We start from the raw sequence: 16,160 nt of genomic DNA, 5'->3' as shown, positions 1-16,160 counted from the left end.
CAACTAGAAATCAACTAGTTGGGATTATCGCCTAACTGCAGGATCGTTCAAGTTAGCTTAAACGATCGGCATTACATCCTATGATGCGGCTTTCTCCGTTTAGCTTTCCGTTCCTAAGATATTCAATTACTTAAACAAACCGATGAAGAATAGTTTAATGTAGTCGATCAAGCGGCTAAAGAAGCCACCTTCTTCTACTGACTCTAGCGCAACCAGCGGTACTTCAGATACATCCTCACCATCGACTTGGTAGAAGATCTTACCAACAATTTCGCCCTCGCTAATCGGTGCCGTTAGCTCAGAGTTTAGCTCTATCGTTGCATTCATTTTGCTGACATCACCACGTGACAATGTCACGTAGGTGTCTTCTATCGTACCCAGTGAAATAGAATCGGCGTTACCCATCCACACTTTTTCGTTAATGAGTTCATCGCCTTTCTTATGAGGTGATACGGTCTGGAAAAATCTGAAACCGTAGTTTAGCAGCTGCTTACTTTCAGCCTCACGAGCTTTTGGACTGCTCGACCCCATAACCACTGAGATCAAACGCATGTCACCTTCAGTTGCAGAACTGGCTAGGCTATAACCAGCACCGCTGGTATAACCGGTTTTCATACCGTCTACATTCATGCTTCGGTCAGCAAGTAGACCGTTACGATTGCGCTGGGTAATATCGTTGTAGGTAAACGAACGCTCGCTGTAAATAGAATAGATATTAGGTAAATCATTAATTAATGCGCGACCTAGCAGTGCTATATCGTAAGGCGTAGAGTAAAGCTTATCGCTATCAAGGCCATGAGGATTTGAAAACGAACTGTTGTTCATGTTGAGTTTTTTGGCCCAAGAATTCATCAGGCTAACAAACGCCCCTTCCGACCCTGCAACATGTTCAGCAATCGCCACACTGGCATCATTACCAGATTGAACAATCAAGCCTCGATATAAATCCATCATGTTCACCTCGGTATTCACCTCAATGAACATTTTTGATGAATCAGGGAAATTACGAGCCCAAGCATTACGGCTGATCACGACAAGATCATCTTCGTTAATATTACCGCTTTTCATTTCCTGGCCAGCAACATAGCTGGTCATCAATTTGGTTAGGCTTGCAGGGTTAAGTTGCTCGTGGGCATTCTTCTCAACCAATACTTGACCAGTATAGTAATCCATCAAGATATAACCCTTGGCACCAAGAATGGGGGCATCAGGGATGACTGTAGGCGCAGCAAAGGCAGAGGCCGAAAGACAAAGTGTACCTGCAATTAAAGTGCGAAAAGTGTGTTTCAGTTGTGTTTTCATTATTCTCGCCATCGATGGTGTTGTTGGGGGCAGTATATCGAACCCAAGAATGAAATCTTGTAAGCTTTACGAAGTCTTACGTTATTGTAACATCCGTTACAACTGGATGTTTAAGTTGGTGTATTTTTAACCCAAGATATCGGATTTCAAACAACATATCCTGCTCAACGTCTTGCATTTCGATGCTTATCGCTTCTGATCGTCTATGTAATCCAGTATCAATGCATAGCGTATGTATTAAAATGCCGTTAAGATAACGTAAAATAACATTTTCTCAGGCTGAGATGCGTCAAAATAAAGGAATGATAATGACTTTCTACCAAAAATTAGTACACCATCATAAAAAGATTTCTCGGCTTGAACACCTTGAAGCTATTTGTGGCTGGGATCAGGCAGCAATGATGCCTGAGGGGGGGAACACAGCCCGTTCAGAAGCATTGGCCGAGCTCGCCGTTATTAAGCATGAACTATCAACTGCCCCGTATCTGTCTGGTTGGTTTGAACAAGCAAACAGCGAGCAATTAGAAGCTGATGATGTGACAAGCCTTCTTGAAATGCAGCGAAGCTGGCAGCAAGCCAATATTGTGCCCGCAGAACTCGTAGAGAAGAAATCCCTAGCCTGCTCTAAATGTGAACATGCTTGGCGAACACAGCGTGAAAAAAACGACTGGCAAGGATTTAGCCAGAACCTAAAAGAAGTGGTTGAATTAGCAAGACAAGAAGCACAAATCCGTGCTGAGGCCACTGGTTTAAGCCGCTATGACGCCTTGCTTGATTTGTACGAACCGGGAATGACCACCCATGAACTTGATAAATTATTCAGTGAGGTCAAAAGTTGGCTGCCTGATCTCATTCTTCAAATTATGGAGCGTCAAAGCCAGGATATTAGTATCCAACCTGTCGGTCCCTTTCCGGTAGAACAACAGCAAAGTTTAAGTCATGCATTAATGACTAAGTTTGGCTTTGATTTCAACCATGGCCGACTTGATAAGAGTATGCACCCTTTCTGCGGTGGTGTACCAACTGATGTTCGTATTACCACCCGTTATGATGAAGCTGACTTTACCTCCGCGCTAATGGGAGTGATTCATGAAACGGGCCATGCTCGTTATGAGCAGAGTTTACCTGAAAAGTGGGCAGGATTACCCGTAGGTAAAGCGCGATCAATGGGCATCCATGAATCACAAAGCCTATTTTTTGAAATGCAGCTATCAAGAAACGAGTTGTTCATCGAAACCTTGGCGCCGATGGCGGCCGAAACATTCCAGCGTAGTGATGACCCAGCCTTGTCAGCTGAAAACCTTACCTTGCTAAATACCCGAGTTAAACCCGGACATATCCGTGTCGATGCCGATGAAGCAACCTACCCGGCTCATGTCATTCTACGCTATGAAATCGAGCGGGATTTGATTGAAGGTAAGATTGAAGTCGAAGATATCCCTGAATTATGGGATAAAAAAATGTCTGAATACTTGGGGGTTTCAACCAAAGGGAACTTTATCGATGGCTGCATGCAGGACATTCATTGGACCTTCGGTGCCTTTGGTTATTTCCCGTCCTACACCTTAGGTGCGATGTATGCAGCCCAGTTTATGGTGTCGATTAATAAAGAGATGAATGTTGATAACCTTGTGCGTGAGCGTAATTTACAACCTATTTTTAACTGGTTAGATCGCCATGTTTGGAAACGCGCTTCGACGGTCTCAACCGATCAACTATTAATTGATGCCACTGGCGAAAGACTTAATGCACAGTTCTTCAAACAACACCTAGAGCAACGTTATTTGAAGTAACTCGCTCAACTTAGCTTTATCCGGATACGAATTAACGCGTTTTAATTATAAAGCCGCTAAATATGAGCGGCTTTTTTTAAGAAGGTAATTTGTGCCCTTATGGTAGTAAGTTGTGATGATGCGTACTTTAGTCGCGCTTCTAGCCTGTCGTAATCTAATTTGACGTGCTTTATCCCTTGTAGCCTCTCAAGCGATTTTGTCTCTCGATAAAATGAAGTACTCTTAATTATCTTATATTCTGCAACTTTTAGGCTCACTTTTAGTTCTTCAACTTCCAGTTTCCACTCGTTAGCCTCAGCTTTTAGATGATGTAAAGTTCCGTGGATACCGTTTGATGATGCTTCTGATACGTTATTCATAATGTACATAACTGTTTCTCATCGCTGACTGATGGCCATATATTAACAGTACAAAAAAAACACCACTTACCATTTCCTGCCACTCCCTGGATTCATTATCCACCTTAATCTCAAGTAGCTTCAAGTGACTTGGGTATATACTCATAGCATTATCACTGTCGGAGGTATGTCATGAAATTCACAGCAGGCGATCTAGATTACAAAGGCGAAGAGTCTGGTGTTCATAATTGGATCACTAAACAAGGAAAAAGCTTTTATTGGCACCCTGATTGGCTTCACATTGCAGAAGACCAGACGGGCATGCATGTGAAACAACAACTGGAAGTTGCTGAAAATCAAAAAGGTACAAAAGACCATGCCGTTCTTGCGATTTTAAAACACCTTAATGACTGGATGGTAGATGAAATAGACAAACACCCAGATGTTAAAAATCAACCAAAGTTGTAGCACTCATCAGAAAAGGCACTGGTTCAGACCCCAGTGCCAAATGCAGTTCAGACTAAATTCAATTCAAGTACAGAATTGATTGAATCACCGTTCCATTTGTAAGTGAAATGGCGACTTTGACATACCTTACTCACCAACACTGGCTTGTATAATACATAGCAGTCATAGCCCTGGTGGCGAACTGACTGGTAAACAATACCGTCACCTTTTGCCGTTTTCACATCCACCGCCAGCGCTTGCGAATGAGTATAATTGGTTGGATGATATAGCGTAGAGTCAAGTAAATGCTGCTCACGTAAATCAACCAACTCGGCGTTAAACCAAGCGTCAATACACCGCATCTGGATATCTTGTGCTGGCTCATTAGTGTAACCCATCACTCGCTCTATATGGTGCACAGTCTCTTTAATTGCGGTATTCACTTCAGGTGAAGCATAATAGCCACCGAAGTCTGCGGCATTGAATCTAGCCCCATCAGGGTTCACATGGGTAAACGCTGCCATGATATAGCTACAATGGGGAATACCGACTAACCTTTCTTCCGGCGGAATACGGCCAAAATCACCGGTTTCTTCAGCCAAACGGGGGTTGGTTATCGCCTCGATGGCAAAAATAGCTTCAAGCTGTTCAGGCTCGGCCACATCTTCATACAAGTTGATTGGTGGGTATTTGGAAGGGATCAATCGATAGCAAAGCTGTTCAGAAAAAGACACCACCCCCAACTCATCCAGTTCTATGTCCATTTATGATTGCCCGCCGCGCCATGCATTAAGTCGGGTTGCGACTTGAAATAAATCCACCACTTTACCTTCACACATAACGTCCATCGCCGAGCGGCCAGCAAAAAAAAGATGGCTGTTTGGCTTTTGTACCCAGTTATAAACACTCTCATCGGCGGTAAACATAATTCGCAGGCACTTATGAATATTCAGTATATAACTCATTCTTTCCAAAAGATCTTTTGAGACCTTGGCAGATTCAGGGTGAGACCGGTATTTGTTAAGCGTCGATCGGTTACTCAAACCAAGCAGCGCCATTTGCTGGTTTTGACTGCATGACCATTTATCAAGGATATTGAATACCACAGGCAATACGGTATTACCCGCCTGTGTCTGCTGTTGAGATTGATTGACCTGGGCTGCACTCATTTCGCCACTCCACCTGTACATATATAGACAAAGCTAGCATATGGGATTAAAAATAACCATAAATGGACAAACAAAATATAAATACCCAGCAAATGCTGGGTATCTAGTGGTACGCTAAATCTGGCTGCTTACCAATAAAGATTATGACTGAGTGCTTTTTGCCGTGTTCTCAGCAAGCTTCACAATCACTTTAACGGCTTGCTCCATACCTTCAATGGTGATGAACTCATGAATACCATGGAAGTTATAACCGCCTGTAAAGATATTCGGGCAAGGTAGCCCCATGAATGACAAACGGGCGCCATCAGTACCACCACGGATCGGTTTGATATCTGGTTTTACATCGCACTCAATCATCGCTTGTTTAGCTAGTTCGATAATGTGAGGATGAGGCTCAACCATTTCACGCATGTTGTTGTAGCTGTCGGTTAATACCAGCTCTACACTCCCTTTCGGTAGCTGACTATTCAGCTCATCAACTTTAGCCTGCATAAAGGCCTTACGGCGCTCTAAACCTTCAGTATCAAAGTCTCTGATAATGTAGCCAAGTTCGGTACGTGCAACAGCTGGCTCCATGGATTTGAGGTGATAAAAACCCTCGTAGCCTTCAGTGCATTCTGGTGTTTCTTCTGCTGGCATCATTAATTGAAATTGTGCAGCGATGTTCATGGCGTTAACCATTTTATTCTTGGCTGTACCTGGGTGGACGTTCACACCGTGACAAATAACATCGGCTGACGTCGCATTGAAATTTTCATATTCCAACTCACCAACTGGGCCACCATCAATGGTGTATGCCCATTGAGCACCAAAACTCTCAACATCAAACAAGTTAGCCCCACGGCCAATCTCTTCATCCGGCGTAAAGCCAATACAGATATCGCCATGTTTGATTTCAGGGTTGGCTTTCAAATAAGCGACGGCTGTAATAATTTCAGCAATACCGGCTTTGTTGTCGGCACCTAGCAAAGTCGTGCCATCAGTTGTGATCAGGTTGTGGCCGTGCAGCTTATTGAGATCTGGATAATGAACGGGTGATAGCACTTCATCCCCAATGCCTAGAGCAATATCCCCCCCCTGATAGTTCTCAACAATCTGAGGCCTTACATCTTTACCTGATGCATCAGGTGCTGTGTCCATATGAGCGATAAAACCAATCGCCGGCACTTCATGGCTGACATTCGCAGGCAGGCAAGCTGTCAGGTAGCCATTGTCATCCAAAGTGACGTCTGAAAGGCCAAGTTCAACCAATTCATCTTTCAGTTGCTGAGCTAATACGCGCTGCCCTTCAGTACTTGGGCAGTGGGCATTGGCAGGGTTAGATTGAGTTTCAAAGCTCACGTATCGTAAAAAACGCTCAATTAAGTTATCCATGTCCCACTCATTTAGTTCAATTAGATTAATACACCGAGCAAGTATCCCGATAGGAGCAGTTAAATGAATTGCGATGAATCAGTTTTTTGTGCATTAAATGCAGTTCGTTTAGAGCGCCGACCACTTTTTTTAAAGAAAACCGCACTAGTTGCAGAGTTATTGTTTAAATACCCAACAATTTGACCAGCAGCGCTAGCGAAAAACCGCTCACAAAAAAGTCATCAAGCTTGTAATATTATAAGGATGTTTCGTTTAGCCCTGTTAAACACCTCGGTGAATCCGAATATAAAGTGTGTGGAAATGTAAAATGTTGATCGTCCACTATAGAAATCACATCTTATTTAGCTGCCATTCAGTATGTGTGACATTGGTTGAAAAAATTTTTTCAATTAGTGCATAAGATGAATTTAACCAAGGAGGTCTTATGCTTACCAATCTATTTCTACCGCATCAATCAATTGATAAAACCGTGGATGTTCAAATTCCAGTTATGAATGAGAGTATTCCAGCCAAACTAAAATTGAGATATCAGAAAGGCCAGTTGAAAGCAAATTTACACCTGTGCAATAAAGATGGAAATGGAAAGCTAGATTTGTTCTATCCTCGTATTGCTTCAGAGTTCAAGCGTCAAGCACAACTTAATTTTTCTCAATGTTGTCGCTCTCGTTACTTACCCAACTCTCTTTTAGACTCTCAAGTGTCAAAATGGTGCAATGACAATGCCAAGCTCTATATCTCATACGAAACTCTTAGAGGTCTAAAAGTGACCGAACACAAGAAAGGAGGTATCAGAATCAAAGCAGCTAATAGTGATTTATATGTTTAACCATCCCTCTATTCAAACACGAAAAAGCCCGGAAATATTCCCGGGCTTTATATATTCCATTTAATTACTCTCTAACGTGAATATATCTCACCACTTAAAGTACAAATTCCTCGATTTAAAGCAGAATATCAGAGCTGAGAGATCGAAGGCGTAACTTTTACCGCAAGTTGATAAGAGCCAACGACTCCACTATAGACGAACGATGACAGCATGTTCACCATCATCGAAATGTACGATCGCCCCTTCAACATCAACATTCCTTTAACCCAAACCTATTTGTATTATTATTGGATCACTTCGCTTTGACCTGTTATATACCTCGGCTTAGCCGAAGATAAAGTGTGTAGAAATGTAAAAGGTTGATCACCCACTATAGAACTCACATCTTATTTAGCTGCTATTCAGTATGTGTGACATTGGTTGAAAATTTTCTCTCAAATAGTACATAAGATGAATTTAAACCAAGGAGTTCTTATGCTTACAAACCTATTTCTACCTCATGAACCCATTGAAAAAACAGTGGATGTTCAGATACCGGTTATTAATGACAATATTCCAGCAAAATTGAAATTGAGATATAAAAAAGGACAATTAAAGGCAAATTTACACTTCTGTAATAAAGATGGAAATGAAAAGCTCGATTTGTTCTACCCTCATATCGCTTCAGAGTTAAAGCGCCAGACGCAACTTAACTTTTCTCAATGTTGTCACTCTCGTTACTTACCCAACTCTCTTTTAACTTCTCAAGTGTCGAAATGGTGCAAGGACAACGCCAAGCTATATATTTCATATGAAACCCCTAATGGACTAAAAGTAACTGAACACCAAAAAGGAGGTATCAGAATCAAAGCCACGAATAGTGATTTGAATGTTTAACCTACCCTCTGTTTTAATACGAAAAAGCCCGGATACTAATCCGGGCTTTCTGTTTCAATCTAAAACAAATTAGAACTTAAGCTTGAGGAATCCAAGGCGTTACTTTTACCGCTGGTTGATGAAAGTTAACGATTTCACCGTCTGCAAGTGATGACAACTTGAGCACCTTAGTGTCGCCATCATTGAAGTGTACCACCACGCCTTCAACATCAGGCATAAACCAGCCCGAGAACATACCACCGAGAGCAGACAGTAACTCGTTCATCTGTGGTACCAGTTCAGCGATGTCAGTTTGCGTAATCGCCGTGCCGTAATATTTCTTAGCAATGACCTGCATGGACACATCACAGGTAATGCCATCATCAATCACAAAAGTTACATCAGGATTAGCCTGACGCAAGTTGGTATCAACTGGCACTGTTAGTTCATTGTTTTCTGGGATCACTAACTCTTCAAAGTGCTTGTCTTTGCGCATTGACCCTTTATGGATATGACAGACACTGCCATCTTGCTGGTTCAATAAAAACAGGGCGATTTTAACATCATCATGCCCTTCTTTTACGTTTTGCTTGAGCTTGCTGTAAAGTGTGCTGTAACGCATTTCTATGTTCTGTGCTGCGACTTCCTGAGCATAGAGCGAACTGCTGGCAAATAAGCCAGCTAATAGCCAATAGGTCAACTTCATCCTTTATCCTTGGCGCCAATATTGATTGTTGTGCCTGATCATTGCTTGAATTTCATCAACATAAGCCTGACCACGTTCTGAGTAACGGCTTAGTCCTTCTGCCAATTCAGTGCCTTCAACTATATCACCGGCCTTACGCTGTGCTGAGCGAATATCGCGTAAGTCTTGATAAGCCCGGTTCGTATTCACATTCATGAAATACGCTTGCACTGATAAATAAGGCGATGCGAAAACGGCCACTTCATGGCTTGCGCCATCATTTCTGGCATTGGGGACCAAACCGCAACCTTTACGATAACACCATTGACCAAAATAGTTGTTTCCTTCCACAGCAAAGCGTGACGTTCCCCACCCTGATTCATTGGCCGCTTGGCTCAGAACAAGTGATTCAGGGATCACATCAACTCGATTTAGCATTGCCGCTAACCATTCTGACGTCATGCCGCTATCATTCAGAGGGACCTTATAGACGTCAGATAGCTTCTCAGCATAGGTCTTTTGATCGGCTGAGAGCAACTCGCCGGCATGGACTGGAGATTTAATTAACGCTAAGAACTGGCGTTCTTTTGCTACGCGTTGGTTTTCATGTTCAACGGCCGGGCGTAGAAAGTCGAAAAAGGCCGCTTTCTTTTGACCAACATCGGTTATTTTAGAGAAGTCAGGCTTGGTGCTTTGCGATGAGGCCAGTAAGGCCTCATCGTTAGCGCTTTGAGAAGGGATTTCACCACAGGCTGTCAATCCACTGACTAGTGCAATAATGGCAACTTTACTGGTTGTTATTTTTTTTATCACGCGTCAAAAACCTTTGAATCCCCCTGCTGATCTTGGTCGTTATCATTTTGGCCTTTTTGAACGGTCGAAACATGTAAAGAAACACCGAAAAGGTTACGGTAGATAATGGCTTTCACATTGAAGAAGAATGGAATTGTCCAAATCAAGCCAATACCAGCAGTGGCAAATGAAATAATAAACATCGTTAGAATGACAATGAAAATAGCTGTCATCGGCAATAGTTTACGCAAAGTTGCCACAAGTGAAAACTGTATTGCTTTCAATGGTGATAAACGCTTTTCACAAACCAACATAATCGCTAGGCTAAAGCCCATAGAAAGAAGCATACCCAAAATAGGGAAAATAGCGTTGGCGATACCTTGTAGGGAAGCACTAAGCAAAACAGTGATGACAGAAGCAACAGCAAAAGGGAAACCTTTCACTAAATAACTTGGCTTACTAGGAAGACCAATCGCATGGTTGAGTGCCATCAAACTTACACCCGCTAATAAAGGGGCGCTTAATACATCAGACCAAAAGTTAGCCATGTATCCCGCTTCAATCACTGATGCTGCCATTTCGCCGCCAGTAATCACAGAATCAAAAAACACCGCTGCACTTCCCAGTTGCACTTGTAGACCAACTAAAAGCAACGCAACCTGCGCCAGAAACAAACCAATAACCGCAGGCAAGAAAGTCAGGAAGTTCTTGCCTGTGATTTTCCAGGCCTCTTGAAGCACGGACAGTGATTGAAGATCACTCTCACCTTTCAATGCCCTTTCGATTGAACCACCAACTTGGATTGTTTTGTTATTCATTTGTATTTCACTAACTATTACACACTTGGCCCGTGATTGTACGCTAGTTAAGCACGATAGAGAAACATTGAGGAAAAAAGCAGTTTTTCTATTCAGGCTCAAATTTTGATTGCGAATTAGCCAGCCGGCTTCATACACTATGATTAATGGATTATGCTTACAGCACGTAAAAGCTTTGATATTGATTTTAAAGCTAATTATTTCAAAGCCTGAACCTTGTATCTTGGCTGTCATAAAACAGTGATACAGCAGTATGAAAACAGTCAGAAAAATTGTAAAAAAACGCTTTGAATTACACGTTTAGGGGACTATTATGCGGCCCCTAAATTCAACCTAATAGTTGGGGGGATTACCTATAAAACCCCTAGGTGGAGATCTCGTAGAATTGAACGCTGCAGAAACAACTAAAGCACCAGTGATTCAGCTTAAAGGGCTGAGCAAAAGCTTCGATGGCAAGCAAATCATCACTGGTCTCGATTTGAATGTTAATGATGGTGAATTCCTTACCATTCTCGGCCCTTCTGGCTGTGGTAAAACAACTGTACTTCGACTTATCGCTGGCTTTGAAAATGCCGATGCGGGGCAAGTTGTTATTGCCGGCAAAGATGTCACCGGTATTCCTGCTGAACAACGAAATGTAAATACTGTCTTTCAAAGTTATGCGCTTTTCCCGCACATGACGGTATTTGAAAATGTTGCTTTTGGACTGCGTATGCAGAAAGTGGCTGAACAAGAGATTGAGCCGCGTGTTATGGACGCGCTGCGCATGGTGCAATTAGAACAATTTGCCCCACGCAAGCCTCACCAACTTTCCGGCGGTCAGCAGCAGCGTGTAGCTATCGCGCGTGCTGTTGTGAACAAGCCAAAAGTATTGTTGCTGGATGAATCTCTATCTGCGTTGGACTATAAACTTCGCAAACAGATGCAGATCGAGCTTAAGCAGCTGCAGCGTAAACTAGGAATTACTTTTATTTTCGTCACGCACGATCAAGAAGAAGCCCTATCAATGTCAGACCGCATCATTGTTATGCGTTCAGGAAACATTGAGCAAGATGGGTCCCCTCGTGAAATTTACGAAGAACCAGAAAATCTTTTTGTTGCTCGTTTCATCGGTGAAATCAACGTCTTTGATGCTGTGGTAAAAGAGCGCCTTGACGAAACCCGTGTATTGGCAAACGTTGAAGGCCGCCCTTCAATGATTCACTGTAAACTGCCTGTAAGTTCGGGTGACAAGGTAAAAGTGTTACTACGCCCTGAAGATATCCGCCTAGAAGAGATCAATAATGGCGACGAAGCACAAGGTATTATTGGTTATATCCGTGAGCGTACCTATAAAGGTATGACACTTGACTCAGTCGTTGAGCTGGAGACAGGTACATCTGTTATGGTCAGTGAATTCTTCAATGAAGATGATCCGGATGTAGACCACTCTCTGGATCAAAAAGTTGCGGTTACTTGGGTTGAAAGCTGGGAAGTGGTGCTAGCAGATGAACAAGAAGCTTAATCTTCAAAACATCATCATAACCATCATTGTTAGTTGGCTATTGCTGTTTGTCTTTATACCCAACTTGATGATCATCGGAACCAGTTTTCTGACCCGAGATGATGCAAACCTGATAGAAATGACCTTTACGTTAGACAACTATATCCGTTTGTTTGACCCGCTGTATGCAAAGGTCATGATGCATTCGTTTTACATGGCGCTGGTGGCCACCCTGCTCTGCTTGGTTATTGGCTATCCGTTTGCCTATGCGATTGCAAAGATGCCTGAAAAGTGGCGTCCATTCATGCTGTTTTTAGTGATTGTGCCGTTCTGGACAAACTCATTGATCCGTACATACGGTCTCAAGATCATGCTTGGTTCGCGCGGTATTTTTAATAATACCTTGCTGTATCTCGACATCATCGATAAACCAATACGGATTATGTACACCGAATACGCGGTTATGGTTGGCCTTGTCTATATTCTCCTGCCGTTTATGGTACTACCTTTGTACTCGGCTATTGAGAAGTTGGACTACAACTACATTGAAGCTGCGCGTGATTTAGGGGCGAACAAGTTCCAAACATTCGTGAAAGTGATTTTTCCACTGACAATGCCTGGCATTATCGCTGGCTGTCTGCTGGTTCTATTGCCAGCCCTAGGCATGTTCTATGTGTCTGACCTACTTGGCGGCGCGAAGAACCTGCTTATCGGTAATGTCATAAAGAGCCAGGTATTAAACGCTCGTGATTGGCCATTTGGTGCTGCAACCAGCATTGCCTTGACCATCGCAATGGCAGTGATGCTGTACGCTTATTACCGTGCGGGCAAGCTACTAAACCGTAAAGTGGAGCTTGAATAATGGGACGAGCATTAAAATTCAGTTTTATGACTGTGGTGTATGCCTTCCTATATACACCAATCATTATTCTGATTGTGAACTCATTCAATGCCAGTAAATTCGGCATGAAATGGGGTGGCTTCACGACCAAGTGGTATCACCAATTGGTAAACAACGATAGCTTGATGCAGGCAGCATGGCACTCACTGAACATTGCTGTGTTTTCAGCTACAGCAGCAGCAATTATTGGTAGCTTAACGGCCGTTGCCCTCTTCCGCTATCAGTTTCGTGGCAAGCATTTTGTCAACGGTATGCTGTTTGTCGTCATGATGTCACCCGATATCGTTATGGCTATTTCGCTACTGGCGCTGTTCTTATTAGTTGGCGCGGAGATGGGTTTCCTAACCTTGCTACTTTCACATATTACATTTTGCCTACCCTTTGTTGTGGTTACGGTATACAGCCGATTAAAAGGGTTTGATGTAAAAATGCTAGAAGCAGCCCGTGATTTAGGCGCTAGCGAATGGGTAATTCTGAAACAAATTATCCTACCGCTAGCCAAACCTGCGGTTGCCGCAGGCTGGTTGTTGAGCTTTACTCTGTCTTTAGATGACGTGATTGTAAGTTCATTTGTGACAGGCCCAAGTTATGAAATTCTGCCTTTGAAGATTTACTCCATGGTTAAAGTGGGTATTTCACCAGAAGTAAATGCATTGGCTACAATTATGCTAATAGTATCTTTGATTCTGGTTGTCACCTCTCAGCTACTGGCACGAGAGAAAATCAAATAAGGCTTGTTACACCGCTTTAAATTTGGCATTAGCCAAAAAACGAGCAAGTGGCCTTCGGGCCACTTGTTTTGTATTAACACCCTAAAAGGGTTTTGGAGATGATCATCTAATGAAAAAATGGTCCGCTTTTCTAGCCGGTACTGCATGCGCTGCAGCGATGTTTACTCACGTTGCCAATGCCGCAGACAAGGAATTAGTCTTTATGAACTGGGGGCCGTACATTTCTACGGAGCTTCGTGAGCAGTTCACTAAAGAAACTGGTATTAAAGTGATTTATTCGACTTACGAGTCGAACGAGACGATGTACGCTAAGTTAAAAGCTCACCCCCAAGGTTACGACCTGGTTGTGCCGTCAACTTACTTCGTTGCAAAAATGCGCGATGAAGGCATGTTACAGAAAATCGATAAATCAAAGCTAACCAACTTTAAAGAGCTTGATAAGAATTATCTGGATAAGCCTTTTGACCCAAGCAACGACTTCTCGATCCCACACGTTATCGCAATGACAGGCTTGGCAGTTAACACTGACATGTATGACCCTGCTGATTTCGATAGCTGGGCGGACCTTTGGAATCCGGAGCTTGAAGGCCAACTCATGCTTATGGATGACACGCGCGAAGTGTTCCACATTGCACTGCGTAAATTAGGTTACTCTGGTAACACTACCGATCCAAAACAGATCGATGAAGCCCACGAAGAATTGAAGAAATTGATGCCAAACGTATTGGTATTTAACTCAGACAACCCTGCCGCGCCATATCTAGCGGGCGAAGTTGGCTTAGGTATGCTGTGGAATGGCTCTGCTGCAGCCGCTCAGAAAGAAGGCTTGCCGATTGAGCTGATTTGGCCAAAAGAAGGCGGTATCTTCTGGGTTGATAGCCTTGCTATCGCCAAAAATGCCAAGAACGTTGAGGCAGCACACAAGATGATTGATTTCTTGTTACGTCCTGATGTTGCTGCAAAAATATCTGATGAAACGGGCTACCTAACTGCCGTTGAAGCATCAAACGCCAAGTACAAAGACAACCCAACTTTGTTCCCACCGCAAGAAGATCTAGACCGTGGTGAATGGCAAGATTCCGTTGGTGAAATGAACATCCGCTACGAAAATTACTTCCTAGAACTAAAAGCCGGCCAGTAATAGCAATGCATTAACTCCAGGCAGCCAAATGGCTGCCTTTTTTATATCGAAAACATACAAACATTGGCGACTAATAGTTCAGACAGTTATTAAGGCTTGATATTCCATATCGTAGCCATTCAATTCCCTGTTATAATAATGCTCTTAAAAGCGCTTTATTTTCAGTGTGTTTTAACAAACTTAGCTACCTTCAATACACAGGTAGCAATCCGGCGTTCAGCGACTAAGCTGGACATCACGACACTTTGCAGGAGAAGCGGTTAGTACTTCACAGAGGTGATTTTCATCCATTATGAGTACATTCGCTAGAGAACACTCTCAATATCCCATTTAGTTTGGAGCATATAACAATGAAAAAATGGTCTTCTTTAATGGCCGGTGGTGTTTGCGCTATGGCGATGTTTTCGAGCATGGCAACAGCCGCAGACAAAGAGCTTTATTTCTACAACTGGTCTGAATACATCCCTTCAGAGGTTCTAGAACAGTTCACCAAAGAAACGGGTATTAAAGTGATTTATTCGACCTATGAGTCGAATGAAACCATGTACGCAAAGCTGAAAACCCATGGTGACGGCTACGATCTGGTGGTTCCTTCAACCTACTATGTATCGAAGATGCGTGAAGAAAATATGCTGCAAAAAATCGACAAGTCAAAGATAAGCCACTTTGACGAGATCGACCCTAATTTCCTGCACAAGCCCTTTGACCCTGAGAATGATTACTCTATCCCATACATCTGGGGTGCGACCGGTATCGGTGTAAACACTGATATGATGGACAAAGAAGAAGTGGCTAGCTGGGCTGACCTTTGGGATCCTAAATGGGAAGGCCAATTGATGATGATGGATGACGCTCGTGAGTTCTTTCATATCGCCCTACGTAAACTTGGCTATTCTGCGAACACCAAGAACCCTGAAGAAATTAAAGCCGCGTACGAAGAGCTTAAAAAGCTAATGCCAAACGTATTGGTATTCAACTCTGACTACCCTGCAAACCCATACATGGCTGGAGAAACCTCACTAGGCATGCTGTGGAACGGTTCTGCTTACATGGCTCGCCAGGAAGGCGCTCCAATTGACATCGTATGGCCAAAAGAAGGCGCGATCTTCTGGATGGATAGCATTTCTATCCCTGCCAATGCGAAGAACACCGATGCAGCCCATAAGATGATCGATTTCCTACTTCGCCCAGAAAACGCAGCGAAAATTGCACTAGAGATCGGTTACCCAACACCTGTGGCAACAGCTAAAGACAAGCTTCCAGCTGAGTTTATAAACGATCCAAGCATCTACCCACCTCAAGAAGTGATGGATGCAGGTGAATGGCAAGACAGCGTAAACGGTGCAGTTACCCTTTACGAAGAGTACTACCAGAAACTAAAAGCAGGTATGTAATCTCTCCCAATCAGTATTGAAAACTCGGGCTGAGTCCCGAGTTTTTTATTTTTCACCAGTGGCAGTTAAGACCCGTTTTTGCATGGTTTTGAAAGTGAGCTTATTTTCGTC

General features: G+C 43.1%; 17 protein-coding genes. 9 read left to right on the top strand and 8 right to left on the bottom strand.

Annotated features, from left to right (window positions below):
* Positions 1 to 126: 126 nt before the first annotated feature.
* Positions 127 to 1,302 carry a D-alanyl-D-alanine carboxypeptidase family protein gene (locus NHN17_RS15915; protein ID WP_255043593.1) on the bottom strand — a complete coding sequence of 392 codons (1,176 nt, stop codon included), beginning with the start codon at positions 1,300 to 1,302 and terminating at the stop codon, positions 127 to 129.
* 308 nt (positions 1,303 to 1,610) lie between these two features.
* Between NHN17_RS15915 and NHN17_RS15910 the strand changes: the two genes are divergently transcribed.
* Positions 1,611 to 3,095 (top strand): carboxypeptidase M32, encoded by a 1,485-nt coding sequence (locus NHN17_RS15910; protein ID WP_255043592.1) that lies wholly within the window; start codon positions 1,611 to 1,613, stop codon positions 3,093 to 3,095.
* A gap of 56 nt (positions 3,096 to 3,151) precedes the next feature.
* On the opposite strand, the gene NHN17_RS15905 is transcribed toward NHN17_RS15910, so the two are convergent.
* Entirely contained in the window at positions 3,152 to 3,463 is a 312-nt protein-coding gene (locus NHN17_RS15905; protein WP_255043591.1) for a hypothetical protein, read from the bottom strand.
* 162 nt (positions 3,464 to 3,625) lie between these two features.
* Here NHN17_RS15905 and NHN17_RS15900 point away from each other — a divergent pair, with 162 nt between their 5' ends.
* Complete coding sequence (locus NHN17_RS15900) at positions 3,626 to 3,901, top strand: hypothetical protein (protein WP_255043590.1); 276 nt, start codon at positions 3,626 to 3,628, stop codon at positions 3,899 to 3,901.
* Positions 3,902 to 3,948: 47 nt separating this feature from the next.
* On the opposite strand, the gene NHN17_RS15895 is transcribed toward NHN17_RS15900, so the two are convergent.
* The 3 genes from NHN17_RS15895 to pepT all read right to left on the bottom strand — a co-directional run bounded on the left by NHN17_RS15895 (position 3,949) and on the right by pepT (position 6,423).
* Complete coding sequence (locus NHN17_RS15895) at positions 3,949 to 4,644, bottom strand: RES family NAD+ phosphorylase (RefSeq protein ID WP_255043589.1); 696 nt, start codon at positions 4,642 to 4,644, stop codon at positions 3,949 to 3,951.
* On the bottom strand, positions 4,645 to 5,049 hold the full coding sequence (locus NHN17_RS15890) for an MbcA/ParS/Xre antitoxin family protein (RefSeq protein ID WP_255043588.1): 405 nt from the start codon (positions 5,047 to 5,049) through the stop codon (positions 4,645 to 4,647). It abuts the gene before it with no gap.
* A 141-nt stretch (positions 5,050 to 5,190) separates the two neighbouring features.
* Positions 5,191 to 6,423: a peptidase T gene (gene pepT, locus NHN17_RS15885; RefSeq protein WP_255043587.1), complete on the bottom strand. Its 1,233-nt coding sequence runs from the start codon at positions 6,421 to 6,423 to the stop codon at positions 5,191 to 5,193.
* A gap of 424 nt (positions 6,424 to 6,847) precedes the next feature.
* Here pepT and NHN17_RS15880 point away from each other — a divergent pair, with 424 nt between their 5' ends.
* The gene (locus tag NHN17_RS15880) at positions 6,848 to 7,249 is read left to right on the top strand and encodes a hypothetical protein (RefSeq protein ID WP_255043586.1); all 402 of its coding nucleotides are present in this window, start codon (positions 6,848 to 6,850) and stop codon (positions 7,247 to 7,249) included.
* 474 nt (positions 7,250 to 7,723) lie between these two features.
* Positions 7,724 to 8,125 (top strand): hypothetical protein, encoded by a 402-nt coding sequence (locus NHN17_RS15875; RefSeq protein ID WP_255043585.1) that lies wholly within the window; start codon positions 7,724 to 7,726, stop codon positions 8,123 to 8,125.
* A 76-nt stretch (positions 8,126 to 8,201) separates the two neighbouring features.
* Here NHN17_RS15875 and NHN17_RS15870 read toward each other — a convergent pair whose 3' ends face one another.
* From NHN17_RS15870 to NHN17_RS15860, 3 genes are read right to left on the bottom strand one after another with little or no spacing between them, the layout of a single operon-like run.
* Positions 8,202 to 8,810, bottom strand: coding sequence for a DUF2987 domain-containing protein (locus NHN17_RS15870; RefSeq protein WP_255043584.1), 609 nt, complete (start codon positions 8,808 to 8,810; stop codon positions 8,202 to 8,204).
* Between the two features lie 3 nt (positions 8,811 to 8,813).
* A complete protein-coding gene (locus NHN17_RS15865) occupies positions 8,814 to 9,602 on the bottom strand; it encodes a glucosaminidase domain-containing protein (RefSeq protein ID WP_255043583.1) in 789 nt (262 codons plus the stop codon).
* On the bottom strand, positions 9,599 to 10,399 hold the full coding sequence (locus tag NHN17_RS15860) for a DUF2189 domain-containing protein (RefSeq protein WP_255043582.1): 801 nt from the start codon (positions 10,397 to 10,399) through the stop codon (positions 9,599 to 9,601). Before NHN17_RS15860 ends, NHN17_RS15865 begins: the two co-directional genes overlap by 4 nt.
* A gap of 385 nt (positions 10,400 to 10,784) precedes the next feature.
* Here NHN17_RS15860 and potA point away from each other — a divergent pair, with 385 nt between their 5' ends.
* The 5 genes from potA (at position 10,785) to NHN17_RS15835 (ending at position 16,049) form a co-directional block, all read left to right on the top strand.
* Positions 10,785 to 11,903 (top strand): spermidine/putrescine ABC transporter ATP-binding protein PotA, encoded by a 1,119-nt coding sequence (gene potA, locus NHN17_RS15855; protein WP_255043581.1) that lies wholly within the window; start codon positions 10,785 to 10,787, stop codon positions 11,901 to 11,903.
* A complete protein-coding gene (gene potB, locus NHN17_RS15850) occupies positions 11,887 to 12,744 on the top strand; it encodes a spermidine/putrescine ABC transporter permease PotB (protein WP_255043580.1) in 858 nt (285 codons plus the stop codon). The genes potA and potB overlap by 17 nt, the downstream gene beginning before the upstream one ends.
* Entirely contained in the window at positions 12,744 to 13,514 is a 771-nt protein-coding gene (potC, locus tag NHN17_RS15845) for a spermidine/putrescine ABC transporter permease PotC (protein ID WP_255043579.1), read from the top strand. The genes potB and potC overlap by 1 nt, the downstream gene beginning before the upstream one ends.
* Before the next feature lie 109 nt (positions 13,515 to 13,623).
* Positions 13,624 to 14,655: an extracellular solute-binding protein gene (locus tag NHN17_RS15840; RefSeq protein ID WP_255043578.1), complete on the top strand. Its 1,032-nt coding sequence runs from the start codon at positions 13,624 to 13,626 to the stop codon at positions 14,653 to 14,655.
* Between the two features lie 350 nt (positions 14,656 to 15,005).
* Positions 15,006 to 16,049: an extracellular solute-binding protein gene (locus tag NHN17_RS15835; protein ID WP_255043577.1), complete on the top strand. Its 1,044-nt coding sequence runs from the start codon at positions 15,006 to 15,008 to the stop codon at positions 16,047 to 16,049.
* The last annotated feature ends 111 nt before the right edge of the window (positions 16,050 to 16,160 follow it).

It is taken from the genome of Photobacterium pectinilyticum (assembly GCF_024357955.1).
In the GTDB taxonomy this organism is placed as follows: Bacteria; Pseudomonadota; Gammaproteobacteria; order Enterobacterales; family Vibrionaceae; genus Photobacterium; species Photobacterium pectinilyticum.
This window is presented reverse-complemented; position numbering and strand designations above follow the sequence as displayed.

Bases quoted from the DNA above. Each gene is read 5' to 3' on its own strand.
- NHN17_RS15905 (WP_255043591.1), bottom strand. From the start codon at position 3,463: ATGTACATTATGAATAACGTATCAGAAGCATCATCAAACGGTATCCAC.
- NHN17_RS15890 (WP_255043588.1), bottom strand. From the start codon at position 5,049: ATGAGTGCAGCCCAGGTCAATCAATCTCAACAGCAGACACAGGCGGGT.
- pepT (WP_255043587.1), bottom strand. From the start codon at position 6,423: ATGGATAACTTAATTGAGCGTTTTTTACGATACGTGAGCTTTGAAACT.
- NHN17_RS15835 (WP_255043577.1), top strand. From the start codon at position 15,006: ATGAAAAAATGGTCTTCTTTAATGGCCGGTGGTGTTTGCGCTATGGCG.
- potC (WP_255043579.1), top strand. From the start codon at position 12,744: ATGGGACGAGCATTAAAATTCAGTTTTATGACTGTGGTGTATGCCTTC.
- NHN17_RS15900 (WP_255043590.1), top strand. From the start codon at position 3,626: ATGAAATTCACAGCAGGCGATCTAGATTACAAAGGCGAAGAGTCTGGT.
- NHN17_RS15875 (WP_255043585.1), top strand. From the start codon at position 7,724: ATGCTTACAAACCTATTTCTACCTCATGAACCCATTGAAAAAACAGTG.
- NHN17_RS15910 (WP_255043592.1), top strand. From the start codon at position 1,611: ATGACTTTCTACCAAAAATTAGTACACCATCATAAAAAGATTTCTCGG.
- potB (WP_255043580.1), top strand. From the start codon at position 11,887: ATGAACAAGAAGCTTAATCTTCAAAACATCATCATAACCATCATTGTT.
- NHN17_RS15860 (WP_255043582.1), bottom strand. From the start codon at position 10,399: ATGAATAACAAAACAATCCAAGTTGGTGGTTCAATCGAAAGGGCATTG.
- NHN17_RS15915 (WP_255043593.1), bottom strand. From the start codon at position 1,302: ATGAAAACACAACTGAAACACACTTTTCGCACTTTAATTGCAGGTACA.
- NHN17_RS15840 (WP_255043578.1), top strand. From the start codon at position 13,624: ATGAAAAAATGGTCCGCTTTTCTAGCCGGTACTGCATGCGCTGCAGCG.
- NHN17_RS15895 (WP_255043589.1), bottom strand. From the start codon at position 4,644: ATGGACATAGAACTGGATGAGTTGGGGGTGGTGTCTTTTTCTGAACAG.
- NHN17_RS15870 (WP_255043584.1), bottom strand. From the start codon at position 8,810: ATGAAGTTGACCTATTGGCTATTAGCTGGCTTATTTGCCAGCAGTTCG.
- NHN17_RS15880 (WP_255043586.1), top strand. From the start codon at position 6,848: ATGCTTACCAATCTATTTCTACCGCATCAATCAATTGATAAAACCGTG.